17 protein-coding genes are annotated in these 15877 nt (G+C 55.3%); 16 read left to right on the forward strand and 1 reads right to left on the reverse strand.

The window, feature by feature from the left end; all coding sequences use genetic code 11:
- The first annotated feature begins 2 nt into the window (after window positions 1–2).
- The 12 genes from rpsE (at window position 3) to bfr (ending at window position 7833) form a co-directional block, all read left to right on the forward strand.
- On the forward strand, window positions 3–503 hold the full coding sequence (gene rpsE, locus J3P77_RS02660) for a 30S ribosomal protein S5 (protein WP_024687031.1): 501 nt from the start codon (window positions 3–5) through the stop codon (window positions 501–503).
- 2 nt (window positions 504–505) lie between these two features.
- Complete coding sequence (rpmD, locus tag J3P77_RS02665; protein WP_003186033.1) at window positions 506–682, forward strand: 50S ribosomal protein L30; 177 nt, start codon at window positions 506–508, stop codon at window positions 680–682.
- A gap of 3 nt (window positions 683–685) precedes the next feature.
- Window positions 686–1120, forward strand: coding sequence for a 50S ribosomal protein L15 (rplO, locus tag J3P77_RS02670; RefSeq protein WP_007924183.1), 435 nt, complete (start codon window positions 686–688; stop codon window positions 1118–1120).
- Window positions 1121–2455 (forward strand): preprotein translocase subunit SecY, encoded by a 1335-nt coding sequence (gene secY, locus J3P77_RS02675; RefSeq protein ID WP_125831860.1) that lies wholly within the window; start codon window positions 1121–1123, stop codon window positions 2453–2455.
- Window positions 2456–2483: 28 nt separating this feature from the next.
- Window positions 2484–2600, forward strand: a complete 117-nt coding sequence (gene rpmJ / locus J3P77_RS02680) for a 50S ribosomal protein L36 (RefSeq protein ID WP_002555468.1) — start codon at window positions 2484–2486, stop codon at window positions 2598–2600.
- Between the two features lie 130 nt (window positions 2601–2730).
- Complete coding sequence (gene rpsM / locus J3P77_RS02685; protein WP_002555467.1) at window positions 2731–3087, forward strand: 30S ribosomal protein S13; 357 nt, start codon at window positions 2731–2733, stop codon at window positions 3085–3087.
- Window positions 3088–3117: 30 nt separating this feature from the next.
- Window positions 3118–3507, forward strand: coding sequence for a 30S ribosomal protein S11 (gene rpsK / locus J3P77_RS02690; protein ID WP_002555466.1), 390 nt, complete (start codon window positions 3118–3120; stop codon window positions 3505–3507).
- 18 nt (window positions 3508–3525) lie between these two features.
- Entirely contained in the window at window positions 3526–4146 is a 621-nt protein-coding gene (gene rpsD / locus J3P77_RS02695; RefSeq protein ID WP_002555465.1) for a 30S ribosomal protein S4, read from the forward strand.
- 22 nt (window positions 4147–4168) lie between these two features.
- The gene (locus J3P77_RS02700) at window positions 4169–5170 is read left to right on the forward strand and encodes a DNA-directed RNA polymerase subunit alpha (RefSeq protein ID WP_002555464.1); all 1002 of its coding nucleotides are present in this window, start codon (window positions 4169–4171) and stop codon (window positions 5168–5170) included.
- A 41-nt stretch (window positions 5171–5211) separates the two neighbouring features.
- Window positions 5212–5598 (forward strand): 50S ribosomal protein L17, encoded by a 387-nt coding sequence (gene rplQ / locus J3P77_RS02705; protein ID WP_133210690.1) that lies wholly within the window; start codon window positions 5212–5214, stop codon window positions 5596–5598.
- Between the two features lie 166 nt (window positions 5599–5764).
- Complete coding sequence (locus J3P77_RS02710; protein ID WP_434679399.1) at window positions 5765–7213, forward strand: catalase; 1449 nt, start codon at window positions 5765–5767, stop codon at window positions 7211–7213.
- A gap of 155 nt (window positions 7214–7368) precedes the next feature.
- Window positions 7369–7833, forward strand: coding sequence for a bacterioferritin (gene bfr / locus J3P77_RS02715; RefSeq protein ID WP_434679400.1), 465 nt, complete (start codon window positions 7369–7371; stop codon window positions 7831–7833).
- 82 nt (window positions 7834–7915) lie between these two features.
- Here the strand turns inward: bfr and uvrA are convergent, their stop codons facing one another.
- Window positions 7916–10759: an excinuclease ABC subunit UvrA gene (uvrA, locus tag J3P77_RS02720; protein WP_434679402.1), complete on the reverse strand. Its 2844-nt coding sequence runs from the start codon at window positions 10757–10759 to the stop codon at window positions 7916–7918.
- Between the two features lie 189 nt (window positions 10760–10948).
- On the opposite strand from uvrA, the gene J3P77_RS02725 reads away from it, so the two are divergent.
- From J3P77_RS02725 to J3P77_RS02740, 4 genes are all read left to right on the forward strand, one after another.
- Window positions 10949–12343, forward strand: a complete 1395-nt coding sequence (locus tag J3P77_RS02725; RefSeq protein ID WP_434679403.1) for an MFS transporter — start codon at window positions 10949–10951, stop codon at window positions 12341–12343.
- A gap of 9 nt (window positions 12344–12352) precedes the next feature.
- The gene (locus tag J3P77_RS02730) at window positions 12353–12892 is read left to right on the forward strand and encodes a single-stranded DNA-binding protein (RefSeq protein WP_434679404.1); all 540 of its coding nucleotides are present in this window, start codon (window positions 12353–12355) and stop codon (window positions 12890–12892) included.
- A gap of 168 nt (window positions 12893–13060) precedes the next feature.
- A complete protein-coding gene (locus J3P77_RS02735; protein WP_434679405.1) occupies window positions 13061–14269 on the forward strand; it encodes a site-specific integrase in 1209 nt (402 codons plus the stop codon).
- The gene (locus J3P77_RS02740) at window positions 14262–15824 is read left to right on the forward strand and encodes a site-specific integrase (RefSeq protein WP_434679406.1); all 1563 of its coding nucleotides are present in this window, start codon (window positions 14262–14264) and stop codon (window positions 15822–15824) included. The genes J3P77_RS02735 and J3P77_RS02740 overlap by 8 nt, the downstream gene beginning before the upstream one ends.
- Window positions 15825–15877: the final 53 nt, after the last annotated feature.

A 15877-nucleotide genomic window follows, 5' to 3' on the forward strand; every position in this document is an offset into this window, starting at 1 on the left:
TTATGGCAAATAACGACCAAAAACGCGACGAAGGCTACATCGAGAAGCTGGTTCAAGTTAACCGCGTGGCCAAAACCGTAAAAGGCGGCCGTATCTTCACTTTCACCGCGTTGACCGTGGTTGGTGATGGTAAAGGGCGCGTTGGCTTCGGCCGTGGCAAGTCACGTGAAGTGCCTGCTGCAATCCAGAAAGCTATGGAAGCTGCTCGCCGCAACATGATCCAGGTTGATCTGAACGGCACCACTCTGCAGTACGCAATGAAGTCCGCCCATGGCGCTTCGAAGGTGTACATGCAGCCTGCTTCTGAAGGTACCGGTATCATCGCTGGCGGCGCTATGCGCGCAGTGCTGGAAGTTGCTGGTGTTCAGAACGTGCTGGCCAAGTGCTACGGCTCGACTAACCCTGTAAACGTGGTTCACGCCACTTTCAAGGGTCTGAAGGGCATGCAGTCTCCTGAGTCCATTGCTGCCAAGCGTGGCAAGCGTGTTGAGGAGATCATCTGATCATGGCTACCGTTAAAGTAACGCTGATCAAAAGCATGACCGGCCGCATCCCTAACCACAAACTGTGCGTTAAGGGTCTGGGTCTGCGTCGCATCGGTCACACTGTAGAAGTCCTGGATACTCCCGAAAATCGCGGGATGATCAACAAGGCTTACTACATGCTGCGAGTCGAGGGTTAATCGATGAAACTCAATGATCTGAGTCCAGCGCCGGGTTCCCGTCGCGAAAAGCATCGTCCGGGCCGTGGTATCGGTAGCGGTTTGGGTAAGACTGGTGGCCGTGGTCACAAAGGTCAGACTTCCCGCTCCGGTGGCACCATTGCTCCGGGCTTTGAAGGCGGCCAACAGCCGCTGCATCGTCGTCTGCCAAAATTCGGTTTCGTTTCCCTGAAAGCCATGGACCGCGCAGAAGTGCGTCTGTCCGAGCTGGCTAAAGTGGAAGGCGACATCGTAACTGTGCAGTCCCTGAAAGATGCCAACGTGATTAACCAGAACGTACAGCGTGTGAAAATCATGCTGTCGGGCGAAGTTACTCGCGCTGTCACCATCAAGGGTATCGCCGCCACCAAAGGTGCGCGTGCGGCTATCGAAGCAGCTGGCGGCAAGTTCGAGGAATAAATGGCTAAGCAAGGTGCTCTCTCAGCGCTCAGCAAAGGCGGGTTGTCCGAGCTCTGGGCTCGACTGCGTTTTCTATTCCTGGCGATTATCGTCTATCGGATAGGTGCGCATATCCCAGTTCCGGGTATCAACCCCGACCGTCTGGCGGAACTGTTTCGACAGAATGAGGGGACCATTCTTAGCTTGTTCAACATGTTTTCCGGTGGCGCACTGGAGCGGATGAGCATCTTTGCACTGGGGATCATGCCGTATATTTCGGCATCGATCATCATGCAATTGATGACCGCCGTCAGCCCTCAGCTGGAGCAGTTGAAGAAGGAAGGTGAGGCTGGTCGTCGTAAGATCAGCCAGTACACCCGCTATGGCACCGTCGTCCTGGCTCTGGTTCAAGCGATAGGCATGTCCGTTGGCTTGGCCGGTCAGGGCGTTGCTTTCTCTGGCGACCTCGGTTTCCACTTTGTGGCTGTCACCACCTTCGTGGCTGGTGCGATGTTCATGATGTGGCTCGGGGAGCAGATCACGGAGCGCGGTGTTGGCAACGGTATCTCGATGTTGATCTTTTCGGGTATCGTCGCCGGTCTTCCGAGAGCGATCGGGCAGTCTTTCGAGTCTGCGCGTCAGGGTGATATCAATATTTTCGCTTTGGTCGCCATCGGTTTGCTGGCAGTAGCGATTATCGGTTTCGTGGTGTTCATTGAGCGTGGTCAGCGTCGTATTGCTGTTCACTACGCCAAGCGTCAGCAAGGCCGCAAGGTCTTCGCTGCGCAGACCAGCCACCTGCCGTTGAAAGTAAACATGGCTGGTGTGATTCCGGCCATTTTTGCGAGCAGCATCCTGCTGTTCCCGGCTTCGTTGGGTTCCTGGTTCGGTCAGTCTGAAGGTATGGGCTGGCTGCAGGATATCTCGCAGTCGATCGCTCCTGGTCAGCCGTTGAATATTCTGCTGTTTAGTGCAGGGATTATTTTCTTCTGCTTCTTCTATACGGCGTTGATGTTCAATCCGAAAGACGTAGCGGAAAACCTGAAGAAGTCCGGTGCCTTTATTCCGGGTATTCGTCCAGGCGAGCAGTCTGCGCGCTACATTGATGGCGTTCTGACCCGCTTGACCATGTTCGGTGCTCTTTATATGACGGCCGTGTGTCTGCTTCCCCAGTTTCTGGTGGTTGCAGCAAACGTACCGTTCTACCTTGGCGGGACCTCGTTGCTGATCGTGGTCGTGGTTGTGATGGACTTTATGTCTCAAGTGCAATCTCACCTCGTTTCGCACCAGTACGAATCCCTGATGAAGAAAGCCAACCTGAAGGGCTACGGCGGCAGCGGCGGTATGCTGCGCTGAAGCACCCATAAGGTTCTAGGAGTTGGTGATGAAAGTTCGTGCATCGGTGAAAAAGCTGTGCCGTAACTGCAAGATTATTCGCCGCGAAGGTGTGGTTCGAGTAATTTGCAGCGCGGAACCACGTCATAAGCAGCGCCAAGGCTGATTGTGATTTGTGCTTAAGCCCAGCAGCTAGTGCGCTGCTGGGTTGATTATTTGTTACTACAGCGATATTATCTCGCGCCCTATTTCTTGGCTTCCGGGGCGTAGGTAGCTGTCAATTGGAGTCCCACTGAATGGCCCGTATTGCAGGCGTTAACATTCCAGATAACAAGCATACTGTTATCTCGCTGACCTACATCTATGGTGTTGGTCGCACCACTGCACAGAAAATTTGTGCTACCACCGGTGTTAATCCGGCGGTGAAGATCAAAGATCTGAGCGACGAGCAGATTGAACAGCTGCGTGGCGAAGTGGCGAAGTTCACCACTGAAGGTGACCTGCGTCGCGAAATCAACATGAAAATCAAGCGCTTGATGGACCTGGGCTGCTATCGCGGTCTGCGTCATCGTCGTGGTCTGCCAGTGCGCGGTCAGCGTACCAAGACCAACGCGCGTACTCGCAAAGGTCCGCGTAAGCCGATCCGCAAGTAATCGCACCAGCGCAACGACAGGAATTTAGTCATGGCAAAACCTGCTGCTCGTCCTCGTAAAAAAGTTAAAAAGACAGTGGTTGATGGCATCGCCCACATCCACGCGTCTTTTAACAACACAATCGTCACCATTACCGATCGTCAGGGTAACGCTCTTTCCTGGGCTACCTCCGGCGGTTCGGGTTTCCGTGGTTCCCGCAAGTCCACCCCGTTCGCTGCTCAAGTAGCTGCTGAGCGTGCTGGTCAAGCTGCGCTGGAGTACGGTCTGAAGAACCTCGACGTCAACGTCAAGGGTCCAGGCCCAGGTCGCGAATCCGCTGTCCGTGCATTGAACGGCTGTGGCTATAAGATCGCCAGCATCACCGACGTGACGCCAATCCCGCACAACGGGTGCCGTCCGCCGAAGAAGCGCCGCGTGTAATCCAGGAGACTGTAAGAAATGGCTCGTTACATTGGTCCAAAATGCAAACTTGCTCGTCGTGAAGGCACCGATCTCTTTTTGAAGAGCGGCGTTCGCGCTATCGAATCCAAGTGCAACATCGAAGCAGCTCCAGGCATCCACGGCCAGCGCCGCGGTCGCCAGTCCGATTACGGTACTCAGCTGCGTGAAAAGCAAAAAGTCCGTCGTATCTACGGCGTTCTCGAGCGTCAGTTCAGCGGCTACTACAAAGAAGCCGCCGGCAAGAAAGGCGCAACAGGTGAGAACCTGCTGCAGCTGCTCGAATGCCGTCTGGACAACGTTGTATATCGTATGGGCTTCGGCTCGACTCGTGCCGAATCCCGTCAACTGGTTTCGCACAAGTCGGTCAGCGTCAACGGCAAAACCGTTAACGTTCCTTCGTACCAGGTTCGTGCTGGTGACGTCGTCGCTATCCGCGAGAAGGCCAAGAACCAACTGCGTATTGTCCAGGCTCTCGATCTGTGTGCCCAACGTGGCCGCGTAGAATGGGTAGAAGTAGACACTGAGAAGAAATCGGGCGTTTTCAAGAACGTTCCAGCTCGCAGTGATCTGTCCGCCGACATCAACGAAAGCCTGATTGTCGAGCTCTACTCCAAGTAAGGGCTAGAAAATAGGTGCATCCATGCAGATTTCGGTAAATGAGTTCCTGACACCCCGCCACATTGATGTGCAGGTTGTCAGTCCAACCCGCGCCAAAATCACGCTCGAGCCTCTCGAGCGCGGTTTTGGCCATACCCTGGGCAACGCGCTTCGCCGCATTCTGTTGTCCTCCATGCCCGGCTGTGCAGTAGTCGAGGCCGAGATTGACGGTGTACTCCACGAGTACAGCGCCATCGAAGGTGTACAGGAAGATGTCATCGAAATCCTGTTGAACCTTAAAGGTCTGGCTATCAAGCTGCACGGTCGAGACGAAGTTACGCTGACCTTGTCGAAGAAGGGTTCGGGGGTGGTTACCGCTGCCGATATTCAGCTGGATCATGATGTCGAGATCGTTAATCCCGATCACGTAATCGCTAACCTGGCGTCTAACGGCGTCCTGAACATGAAGCTCACCGTAGCTCGTGGTCGTGGTTATGAGCCGGCAGACTCGCGTCAAAGCGATGAAGACGAAAGCCGCAGCATTGGTCGCTTGCAGCTCGACTCTTCGTTCAGCCCGGTTCGCCGTATCGCGTACGTGGTGGAAAACGCCCGTGTCGAACAGCGTACTAACCTGGACAAGCTGGTTATTGATCTGGAAACCAACGGTACTCTGGATCCTGAAGAGGCAATCCGCCGCGCTGCAACCATTCTGCAACAGCAGTTGGCTGCGTTCGTCGACCTCAAAGGTGACAGCGAACCAGTGGTAATCGAACAGGAAGACGAGATCGATCCGATCCTGCTCCGTCCGGTTGACGATTTGGAACTGACTGTACGTTCGGCTAACTGCCTTAAGGCGGAGAACATCTACTACATCGGCGACCTGATTCAGCGCACCGAAGTAGAGCTGTTGAAAACTCCGAACCTTGGGAAGAAGTCTTTGACTGAGATCAAAGATGTTCTGGCCTCCCGTGGTCTGTCCCTCGGCATGCGCCTCGACAACTGGCCGCCGGCAAGTCTTAAGAAGGACGACAAGGCTACGGCCTGATCGTCGTAATCACCGAACGTCAGTTTGGTAAGGAATGAACCATGCGTCATCGTAAAAGTGGACGTCACCTGAGCCGTACCAGCTCGCACCGCAAGGCCATGTTTCAGAACATGGCGGTGTCGCTGTTCGAGCACGAGCTGATCAAGACTACTCTGCCAAAAGCCAAGGAACTGCGCCGCGTTGCCGAGCCGCTGATCACCCTGGCCAAGGAAGACAGCGTAGCTAACCGCCGTCTGGCTTTCGACCGTACTCGTTCGAAAGAAGCCGTTGGTAAGCTGTTCAACGATCTGGGCAAGCGCTATGCAACCCGTCAGGGCGGCTACCTGCGTATCCTGAAGTGCGGCTTCCGCGCTGGCGACAACGCGCCTATGGCGTACGTCGAGTTGGTTGATCGTCCTGTCGGTGGCTCTGTAGAAGCTGCTGAGTAAGACATCAGTTGTACAAGAAACCGGGCCTAGCGCCCGGTTTTTTGTTTTCTTGAATTGTAAAAATCTATAGCTTAAAAAAACTTAATGAATTTGAAGGCTGTAATAGTTCTGGACAATACTCTCACTCAAGCCGATAGCCGGCAGCACAGCCTGAGGAAGATATTGCATGAGCCAGAACAAGACACTTACGACTGCCAGTGGTGCGCCAGTCGCGGACAACCAGAATTCCCGTTCGGCTGGGCCTCGGGGTCCGTTGCTGCTGGATGATTTCCATCTGATTGAGAAGCTTGCACATTTCAATCGTGAAAACATTCCGGAGCGCCGCGTGCATGCGAAAGGGTCGGGTGCTCATGGCACTTTCACCGTTACCCGTGATATCAGCCGCTACACCAGCGCCAAGCTGTTTGATACGGTCGGCAAGCAGACTCCGATTTTCCTGCGCTTCTCTACCGTAGGCGGCGAGCGTGGTTCGGCTGACACAGAGCGTGACCCTCGCGGCTTCGCAGTCAAGTTCTACACCGAGGAAGGCAACTGGGACATAGTTGGCAACAACACTCCGGTGTTCTTCATCCGTGACCCGCTGAAATTTCCGGATTTCATTCACACACAGAAGCGTCTGCCACAGAGCAATCTGAAGAGCGCGCAGATGATGTGGGACTTCTGGTCGCATTCGCCTGAAGCCCTGCACCAGGTCACCATCCTGTTCTCGGATCGTGGTATCCCGGACGGCTACCGCCACATGCACGGTTTCGGTAGCCACACCTACAGCCTCATCAGCGCCACTGGCCAGCGTCACTGGGTCAAATGGCACTACAAGACCAAGCAGGGGATCAAGAATCTGGCGCCTGCTGACGCAGCTCGTATCGCCGGGACCGACCCTGATTACGCGCAGCGTGACCTGTTCAACGCCATTGAACGCGGTGACTTCCCGAAATGGCAGGTCTGCATCCAGTTGATGACTGAAGAGCAAGCCAACAATCATCACGAAAATCCGTTCGATGTGACCAAGACCTGGTCGCAAAAAGAATTCCCGCTGATTGAAGTCGGCGAACTTGAACTCAACCGCAATCCGCTCAACTACTTCGCCGAGGTAGAGCAGGCAGCATTCGGGCCGAGCAACATGGTCCCAGGTGTTGGTCTGTCGCCTGACCGTATGCTGCAAGGCCGTGTGTTTGCCTATGCCGACGCGCATCGCTACCGCGTAGGTACCAACCACCAGCAACTGCCGATCAACTCGCCGAAGAACCCGGTATTCAGCTACCAGCGAGACGGCTCGATGGCGTTTGGCAGTAACGGTGGCGCGGCACCTAACTACGAGCCGAACAGCTACGCTGACGCGCCCAAGCAGGATGCACGTTATGCCGAGCCTGCTTTGGCATTGAGTGGCGATGCCGGACGTCATGATCATCGTGTAGACACCGATTACTACAGCCAGGCGGGCAAGCTGTTCAATCTGATGAACGCTGACCAGAAGGCGCTGCTCATCAGCAATATCGCCGGCGCGATGGCGGGTGTATCGAACGATGTGGTTCAGCGTCAGCTGCAGTATTTCTACAAGGCCGATCCGGCTTATGGAGAAGGGGTTGCCAGGGCTTTGGGCGTCAGCCTGGGCTGAGTCTAAGTGAGAAACAGAACCGCCCTCATTAGGGCGGTTTTTCGCATCTGGATGGCGGGAAATCGCGTCACTTTGTCTGTTTATTGCGTTTTTCCGGGTGACCAGATGAGGCGCTTGGTTCAAACTATCGCCTTTCAGCAGGGAGATCTGGTGCGATGCAAGGCCATCCAGACGTAATTGATTATCTGAACACATTGCTCACTGGCGAACTGGCCGCGCGTGACCAGTACTTCATCCATTCCCGTATGTACGAGGACTGGGGTTTCGCCAAGCTGTACGAGCGTATCAACCACGAGATGGAAGAAGAGGCGCAGCACGCAGACGCGCTGATGCGACGGATACTGATGCTCGAAGGAACGCCGCGCATGCGCCCGGACGATCTGGACATCGGCACCACCGTTCCTGAAATGCTGGCCAGCGATTTGCGCCTGGAATACAAGGTACGCGCTGCGCTGTGCAAGGGCATCGAACTGTGTGAGCTTCACAAGGACTACATCAGCCGCGACATCCTGCGTATTCAGCTGGCTGATACCGAGGAAGATCACACCTACTGGCTGGAGCAGCAGTTGGGTCTGATCAAATCGATCGGGCTACAGAATTACCTGCAGTCGCAATACTGATCAGGTTTCAGGCACAAACAAAAAAGCCCCCGCACTTGCGTGACGGGGGCTTTTTGTTGGCCGGACGTTCCTGCTTTACCGGTCAGGCTTTGTCTCTGAGCAGCAGCGGTTTGAGGTAGTGCCCGGTGTAGGACTGCTTCATCTCCGCAACCTGCTCGGGGGTGCCGGTCGCGATGATTTGTCCACCCCTTGAACCGCCTTCCGGGCCGAGGTCTACCAGCCAGTCCGCGGTCTTGATGACGTCCAGGTTGTGCTCGATCACAACCACGGTGTTGCCGTGATCCCGTAAGCGATGCAGTACATCAAGCAGTTGCTTGATATCGGCAAAGTGCAGGCCGGTGGTGGGTTCATCGAGGATGTACAGCGTCTTGCCTGTGTCACGCTTGGAAAGCTCGCGGGACAACTTGACCCGCTGCGCCTCGCCGCCTGACAAGGTCGTCGCCGACTGCCCCAGTTTGATGTATGAAAGCCCGACATCCATGAGCGTCTGAAGCTTGCGCGCCAGCGCAGGCACCGCGTCGAAGAACTCACGAGCCTCCTCGATGGTCATCTCCAGCGTTTCGTGGATGGTTTTGCCTTTGTATTTGATCTCCAGCGTCTCGCGGTTATAGCGCTTGCTCTTGCAGACGTCACAAGGGACGTAGATATCCGGAAGGAAGTGCATCTCGACCTTGATCAGCCCGTCACCCTGGCAGGCTTCGCATCGGCCGCCCTTCACGTTGAACGAGAAGCGACCCGGGCCATAGCCGCGTGACCGGGACTCCGGAACGCCCGCAAACAGTTCGCGGATCGGTGTGAACAGGCCGGTGTAGGTCGCCGGGTTGGAGCGCGGCGTACGACCGATAGGGCTCTGGTCGATGTCCACGACCTTGTCCAGATGCTCCAGGCCCTTGATGCTGTCATGGGTGGCAGCCTCAAGCGTGGTCGCGCCATTGAGCGCGGTGGCGCTGAGTGGAAACAGCGTGTTGTTGATCAGGGTTGACTTGCCGGAACCCGATACGCCTGTCACGCAGGTCAGCAAGCCGATCGGGATTTCCAGGTTCACATCGCGCAGGTTGTTGCCACGTGCGCCTTTCAGCGTCAGCGACAGCTTCTTGTTGCGCGGCGTGCGCTTGGCCGGCACTTCGATCTTCACTCGGCCGGACAGGTATTTGCCCGTCAGCGAATCGGGATGCGACATGACTTCGTCCGGCGTGCCTTCGGCGACGATGTGACCGCCATGGACGCCGGCACCCGGGCCAATGTCCACCACGTAGTCCGCGAGGCGGATCGCATCTTCGTCGTGCTCGACGACGATCACGGTGTTGCCGATATCCCGCAGATGCTTGAGGGTGCCGAGCAAGCGATCGTTGTCGCGCTGGTGAAGGCCGATGGAGGGCTCATCGAGGATGTACATCACGCCCACCAGACCGGCGCCGATCTGACTGGCGAGCCGGATCCGTTGCGCTTCACCGCCCGACAACGTATCCGCGCTGCGGTCCAGCGTCAGGTAATCCAGGCCGACGTTAACCAGAAACTGCAGGCGCTCGCGAATCTCCTTGAGAATCTTGTCGGCGATCTCGCCGCGACGTCCGGTGAGCTTTAAGTCGCCGAAATAGTCAGTGGCATCACCGATCGGCAGGCTGGTGACCGCAGGCAAGGTTTTCTCGCCGACCCACACGTGCCGCGACTCGCGACGCAAACGGGTGCCACGGCAATCGGGGCAGGGCTGGGTGCCGAGGAATTTGGCCAGTTCTTCGCGTACCGTCGCCGACTCGGTTTCCCGGTAGCGACGCTCAAGATTGGGCACGATACCTTCGAAAGCATGCGCTCGTTTGACGATGTCGCCGCGGTCGTTCAGATAGCGGAAGTCGACCTTCTGGGTGCCGCTGCCGTTGAGCAGAATCTTCTGCTGCTCGGCAGGCAGTTCCTTGAACGGCACTTCCAGACTGAAGCCGTAATGCTTGGCCAGCGACCCCAGCATCTGGAAGTAGTACACGTTGCGTCTGTCCCAACCACGAATCGCGCCTTCGGCCAGCGTCAGCTCCGCATTGACGAGACGCTTGATGTCGAAAAACTGTTTGACGCCCAAGCCGTCGCAGGTCGGGCAGGCTCCGGCCGGGTTGTTAAAGGAAAACAGCTTGGGTTCGAGTTCGCTGATCGCATGGCCGCAGATCGGGCAGGCGAAGCGCGCGGAGAAAATGGTTTCTTCGCCAGCCTCATCGTCCATCGGCGCGACCAGTGCGATGCCGTCGGCCAGCTTGAGCGCAGTCTCGAACGACTCGGCCAGACGCTGCTGAAGATCCGCACGCACTTTGAAACGGTCCACGACCACATCGATGGAATGCTTCTTCTGCTTGTCCAGCTTGTCCAGCTTGGGCAGCTCGTCGAGCTCGTACAGCTTGCCGTTGATCCTGGCCCGAACGAAGCCCTGCGCACGCAGTTCTTCAAATACCGAAAGGTGCTCACCCTTGCGCTCGCGGATCACCGGCGCCAGCAGCATCAGTCTGCTGCCCTCAGGCTGAGCCAGAACCAGATCGACCATCTGGCTGACGGTCTGTGCTTCGAGCGGCGTGTCGTGATCCGGGCAACGTGGCTGGCCGACCCGCGCGTACAACAGGCGCAGGTAGTCGTAAATCTCGGTGATGGTGCCCACGGTCGAGCGTGGGTTATGGGAAGTCGACTTCTGCTCGATGGAGATCGCCGGCGACAGACCTTCGATGGTATCGACGTCCGGCTTTTCCATCATCGAGAGGAACTGCCGGGCGTAGGCTGAAAGCGACTCGACATAGCGCCGCTGCCCTTCGGCATAGAGCGTGTCGAAGGCCAGCGATGATTTGCCAGAGCCGGACAACCCGGTGATGACGATCAGTTTGTCGCGTGGCAGGGTCAGGTCGATGTTTTTCAGGTTGTGGGTTCGGGCCCCACGAATCAGGATCTTGTCCAAAATGGCCTCGCACGGCGGGCGTCGAAAACGTGGGAGTATACGGCCAAACACTGGATGGATACACACTATCCGTTCCGCGTCGCTGTTCTAGATGAAGACTCTGTCATCTATACGCGTCAAAGCGTCGCGATATACCCCGTCAATCGATGGGACTGGTAGAATCGCCGCCGGTTCACACGAGGTTTTTCCATGCACGATCCCCATAGCGAACGAATGAGCAGTGGTGAGACGCGTGCCGCAGGTGGTCTTGCGCTGGTTTTCGCGTTTCGCATGCTCGGTATGTTCATGGTCCTGCCGGTCCTGGCCACTTACGGCATGGATCTGGCGGGTGCCAGCCCGGCACTGATCGGCCTCGCCATCGGCGCGTACGGGCTGACTCAGGCTGTTTTGCAGATTCCGTTTGGCGTCATCTCTGATCGCATCGGCCGGCGGCCGGTCATTTATCTGGGTCTTGTCGTCTTCGCCATTGGCAGCCTGGTTGCGGCGAATGCCGATTCGATCTGGGGCATTATCGCCGGTCGGATCCTGCAGGGTGCCGGGGCGATTTCCGCCGCTGTCATGGCGCTGCTCTCCGACCTGACGCGCGAACAGCACCGTACCAAAGCCATGGCCATGATCGGCATGACCATTGGCCTGTCCTTCGCCGTGGCGATGGTGGTCGGTCCGTTGATCACCGGCTCGTTCGGCCTGTCCGGGCTGTTTCTGGCAACCGGCGGTATGGCACTGCTGGGGATTCTGATCGTCGCGTTTGTCGTACCCAAAGCCAACGGTCACCTGCTGCATCGCGAGTCAGGCGTGGCAAAGCAGGCGCTGGGCACCACCTTGCGTCATCCGGATCTGCTGCGCCTGGATTTAGGTATCTTCGTGTTGCACGCAATGCTGATGTCGAGCTTCGTAGCATTGCCGCTGGCGCTGGTCGAGAAAGCCGGGCTGCCCAAGGAAGAGCACTGGTGGGTCTACCTCACGGCGCTGCTTATCTCGTTCTTCGCCATGATCCCCTTCATCATTTACGGGGAAAAGAAACGTCAGATGAAGCGCGTGCTGCTCGGCGCGGTGCTCGTATTGATGCTCGCTGAGCTATTCTTCTGGGCATTCGGTAACACGTTGCGGGCACTGGTCATCGGGACAGTGGTATTCTTCACAGCGTTCAATCTGTTGGAAGCTTCGCTGCCGTCATTGATCAGCAAGGTTTCACCGGCTGGCGGAAAAGGCACCGCAATGGGTGTTTATTCCACGAGCCAGTTCCTTGGTTCGGCGGCAGGTGGGATACTGGGCGGCTGGTTGTTCCAGCATGGCGGGCTCGATGTGGTGTTCCTCGGTGGAGCAGCCATGGCCGCCATCTGGCTGGCTTTTGCAATGACCATGCGTGAACCGCCTTACGTGACCAGCCTACGTCTGCCGTTGTCGCCACAGGCACAGCGTGATGCAGGCCTGGCAGAACGATTGATGTCCGTAACAGGCGTGACGGATGCCGTGGTGGTTGCCGAAGAGGCAGCCGTCTATATCAAACTGGATACAAAACTATTGGATCGTGCGTCTCTTGAACAGCTGGTCAATCCAGCGCCGGAAGCGTGCGAAGCCTAGGAGAACGTTATGGCCCGTGGGGTTAACAAAGTCATATTGGTCGGCACTTGCGGCCAGGATCCCGAAGTTCGCTACTTGCCTAACGGTAACGCCGTGACCAACCTGAGCCTGGCGACCAGCGAACAGTGGACCGACAAGCAGAGCGGCCAGAAGGTCGAAAAGACCGAATGGCACCGCGTATCGATGTTCGGCAAGGTCGCCGAAATCGCGGGTGAATACCTGCGCAAAGGCTCCCAGGTCTACATCGAAGGCAAGCTGCAGACTCGCGAGTGGGAAAAAGACGGCATCAAGCGTTACACCACTGAAATCATTGTCGACATGCAGGGCACCATGCAATTGCTCGGCGGCCGTCCTCAGCAGGGCGATGCTCAGCAAGGTCAAGGCGGCTACGGCAATTCCGCACCGCGCCCACAGCAGTCGCGTCCGCAGTCGGCACCGCCTCAGCAGTCGTACTCGCAGCCGCAGCGCGAATCGCGTCCTGCGCCACAGCAGCAGGCTCCACAGCCAGCCGCTGACTTCGACAGCTTCGATGACGATATTCCGTTCTAGGATACGGCTCAGATACTTGATGTAAAGTTTTACCCTGAAAGCCCCGGTGCATTAGCATCCGGGGCTTTTTATTTGCCCCTAAAAAAGTTAAATTTTGAGCCGGAACGGGGCCTAGGGGGATTGTTAGTGAAAAGTGTAAAGAATAATGTGATCACTAGGATTGAGAAAGTGGCGAAGACGAAGGAGTTCGTATTCGACGATGGAGAGCGGGCATGCGTGATCACCGACATGCAGGGGATGCCACTTTACTACCCCAACCTCTATCTCACTACTCAAGTCCGTAACCGTAGCCTCTCCTCATCTTCGCTTGCAAACACCGCTGGCCATTTATGCGTGTTCCTTCAAATATTGTCAGAGCGAGGGATCAATCTGATAGATCGGTTTTCCAAAGGCGTAGTGCTAGAAAACTACGAGATAGAAGCCATGCGTGGGTATATGCAGAGGCGTTTACTGGCTCAGCCCGAGGGATTGGCGCGTACCTGCTTTGCGGGGAAGGTCTATGTCTCGAAGGAAATCGTGCATGCGCGAACCGGAGCTGCAGTCGATTACGTATCATGGCTTGCCGGTCGGTATCTGAAATCACCAGTTGATCCTGAAGCTTTAGCTAGGGTTCTGTCAGCGATGAAAGACATCAGACCTTTAAATAAAAAAAGAAATCTTCTGTATCGTGACAATGGATTAGACGATGTAACTGCCTCGGCAATTCGCGAAGTGTTAAAGCCTGACTCATCTTATCGTTTGTGGGACGATGACGGTGTGCAGTCTAGAAATAAGTTAATGCTCACTCTTTTGTACGAGCTTGGTATAAGGAGGGGGGAGCTTCTGAATATCAAATGTGAAGACATAAACTTTCATTCAAATCGCATTTACATCGTCAGGCGCGCAGATGAAAAATCCGATCCGCGTGTAAAACAGCCTCTGGTCAAAACGAACGACAGAGAGTTGGTTGGTAAAGCTCATGTGATCAAGGCTGTGCAGGAGTATGTTCTGACATACAGAAGGAAAGTCCACGGCGCTCGTAAACATGGATATCTTTTTGTAACGCACAAGGCTGGCCCTACGTTAGGTCAGCCATTGTCTATTGCAGGGTATAAGGACGTTGTCAATTCGTTGCGCACCCATATTCCTCCGCTTAGAGGATTTACTGGTCATCAGTTGAGGCATTACTGGAATGAGCGTTTTTCTGACCTTGCTGATGAAAGGAAGTTGGGCGCTGCCGAAGAAGAGCGGCTTCGATCAATGCTGATGGGGTGGAAGCTGGGGAGTGGAACTGCGGCAACCTACAATAAACGTGCTGATAGACGTAAAGCCACGGAGTTTGGTCTTGCACTCCAGGAAAAAACGCTGCGGCCAGTAGCAGGGGGGCAAAATGACTGAGTTGTCAAATCTGATCATCTCGACGGGCGCTGGATCAGTAGGTTCAGTGCTTAGGTCAGTCCTCGGTTACGAGTTCGACAGTTCCGATACCTTATGGAAATTGTCGAAAGACAGTACTTTGAATATGGGGCTTGTCATGGAGCGGACACCCAACAAGTATCAGTATTCAGTGCGCAAGCTCTTCGAGCATTACGCGACTACTCAAGCGGGCTCTTCGGTCCTGGCAGTGGCTAACTCAGTTTACCATTTGTTCTCTGCAACGAACGGCGAGTTGGATACCCATCAGCTCATAAACTTCAAAGCTTCGCTAAATGGGGATTACGCGCATCTCCATCGAGTCCGGCCTTTCCTAAGACGTTGGCTAGCATTTCGACTGCCGGGCATCAACAAAGATGTGGTAGGAATGGTGGATGGTTGGCGATTGCCCGGCGGCGCGAAAGGCCAAGCTGTCAAAAGTATGGATCCTACTCAGGGACCGATGTCTGACTTTGAGCTAATGGCTTTTAATGAAGGTGCAATCTTCGCTTATGAGGAAGGCGACCTAAGTCTTTACGAGCTATCCATTTGTCTTCTCACGAGCAGCACGGGACGGCGACCTATCCAGATAACGCATCTCAAATGCAAAGACCTGATAAAGGTCGACGGTAGCGATGGAGCAGCCAAGTATCTTTTGCTTATACCTCGTGCGAAACAAGAGGGAGCAGACTTTCGGGACGAGTTTAAAACATTTCAGCTAACTCGGGATCTATACGATGTTCTATTCAATCATCGCGCCAAGGTATTTAAAGCTGTTCAGGCGATGGGCTATCAAGTAAACGATCAAGAACTTGGCCTAGTTCCGCTTTTTCCAGCGAGACGAAAGCTTCAGTCTTTCGGGCCTAAGACTAATTTTTCTGCTTCTAGGCAAAGATTTCTCGCGGCGCTTCCGGGTGAGCAATTGCATGCTCGTACCGAGGTGATCGATCTTGCAGTCAAACGCGCTGTTGAATATGGTGATATTTATTCGCATCGCACGGATGGGCACTTACACGTTTTCCCTAAGCGTTTCAGATATACCCTGGGTACTCGTGCAGCGAGGGAGGGCATGAGTAAATATGTTATCGCTGAATTGTTGGACCATTCAGATATTCAACATGTGGACGTCTATACTCTAAACGTACCTGAGCACATAAAAAAAATTGATGCAGCACTGGGCTTTCAGTTGGCACGTTTTGCTCAGGCCTTCTCCGGGAATCTGGTTGATTCTGAGTTGGATGCTATTCGTGGCGCTGATCCAGCCAGCCGAGTACGACACCGCAAGGGGGAAGTCGGTACATGCGGTAGCTTTTCGTATTGTGGGATGAACGTCCCGCGCCCCTGCTATACGTGTGTAAGTTTCCAACCTTGGTTAGATGCGCCGCATGAAGATTTCTACGCTGAGCTTTTGGAGGAGCGTGAGCGGTTGCTATTGGATACTGGTGATCTGGCAGTAGCGTCCGTCTTGGATCGAACGATTGCAGCCGTTGCTGAAGTTATCTTGAAATGCGCGAACCGTAAGTCTGAGGTGGAGCAGTGAGTAATCTATTTCAATTTTCCAGTCGTTCAGACTTGGACTCAGTCCAAAACTTG

The organism is Pseudomonas sp. R1-18, assembly GCF_051132095.1.
Lineage (GTDB): Bacteria > Pseudomonadota > Gammaproteobacteria > Pseudomonadales > Pseudomonadaceae > Aquipseudomonas.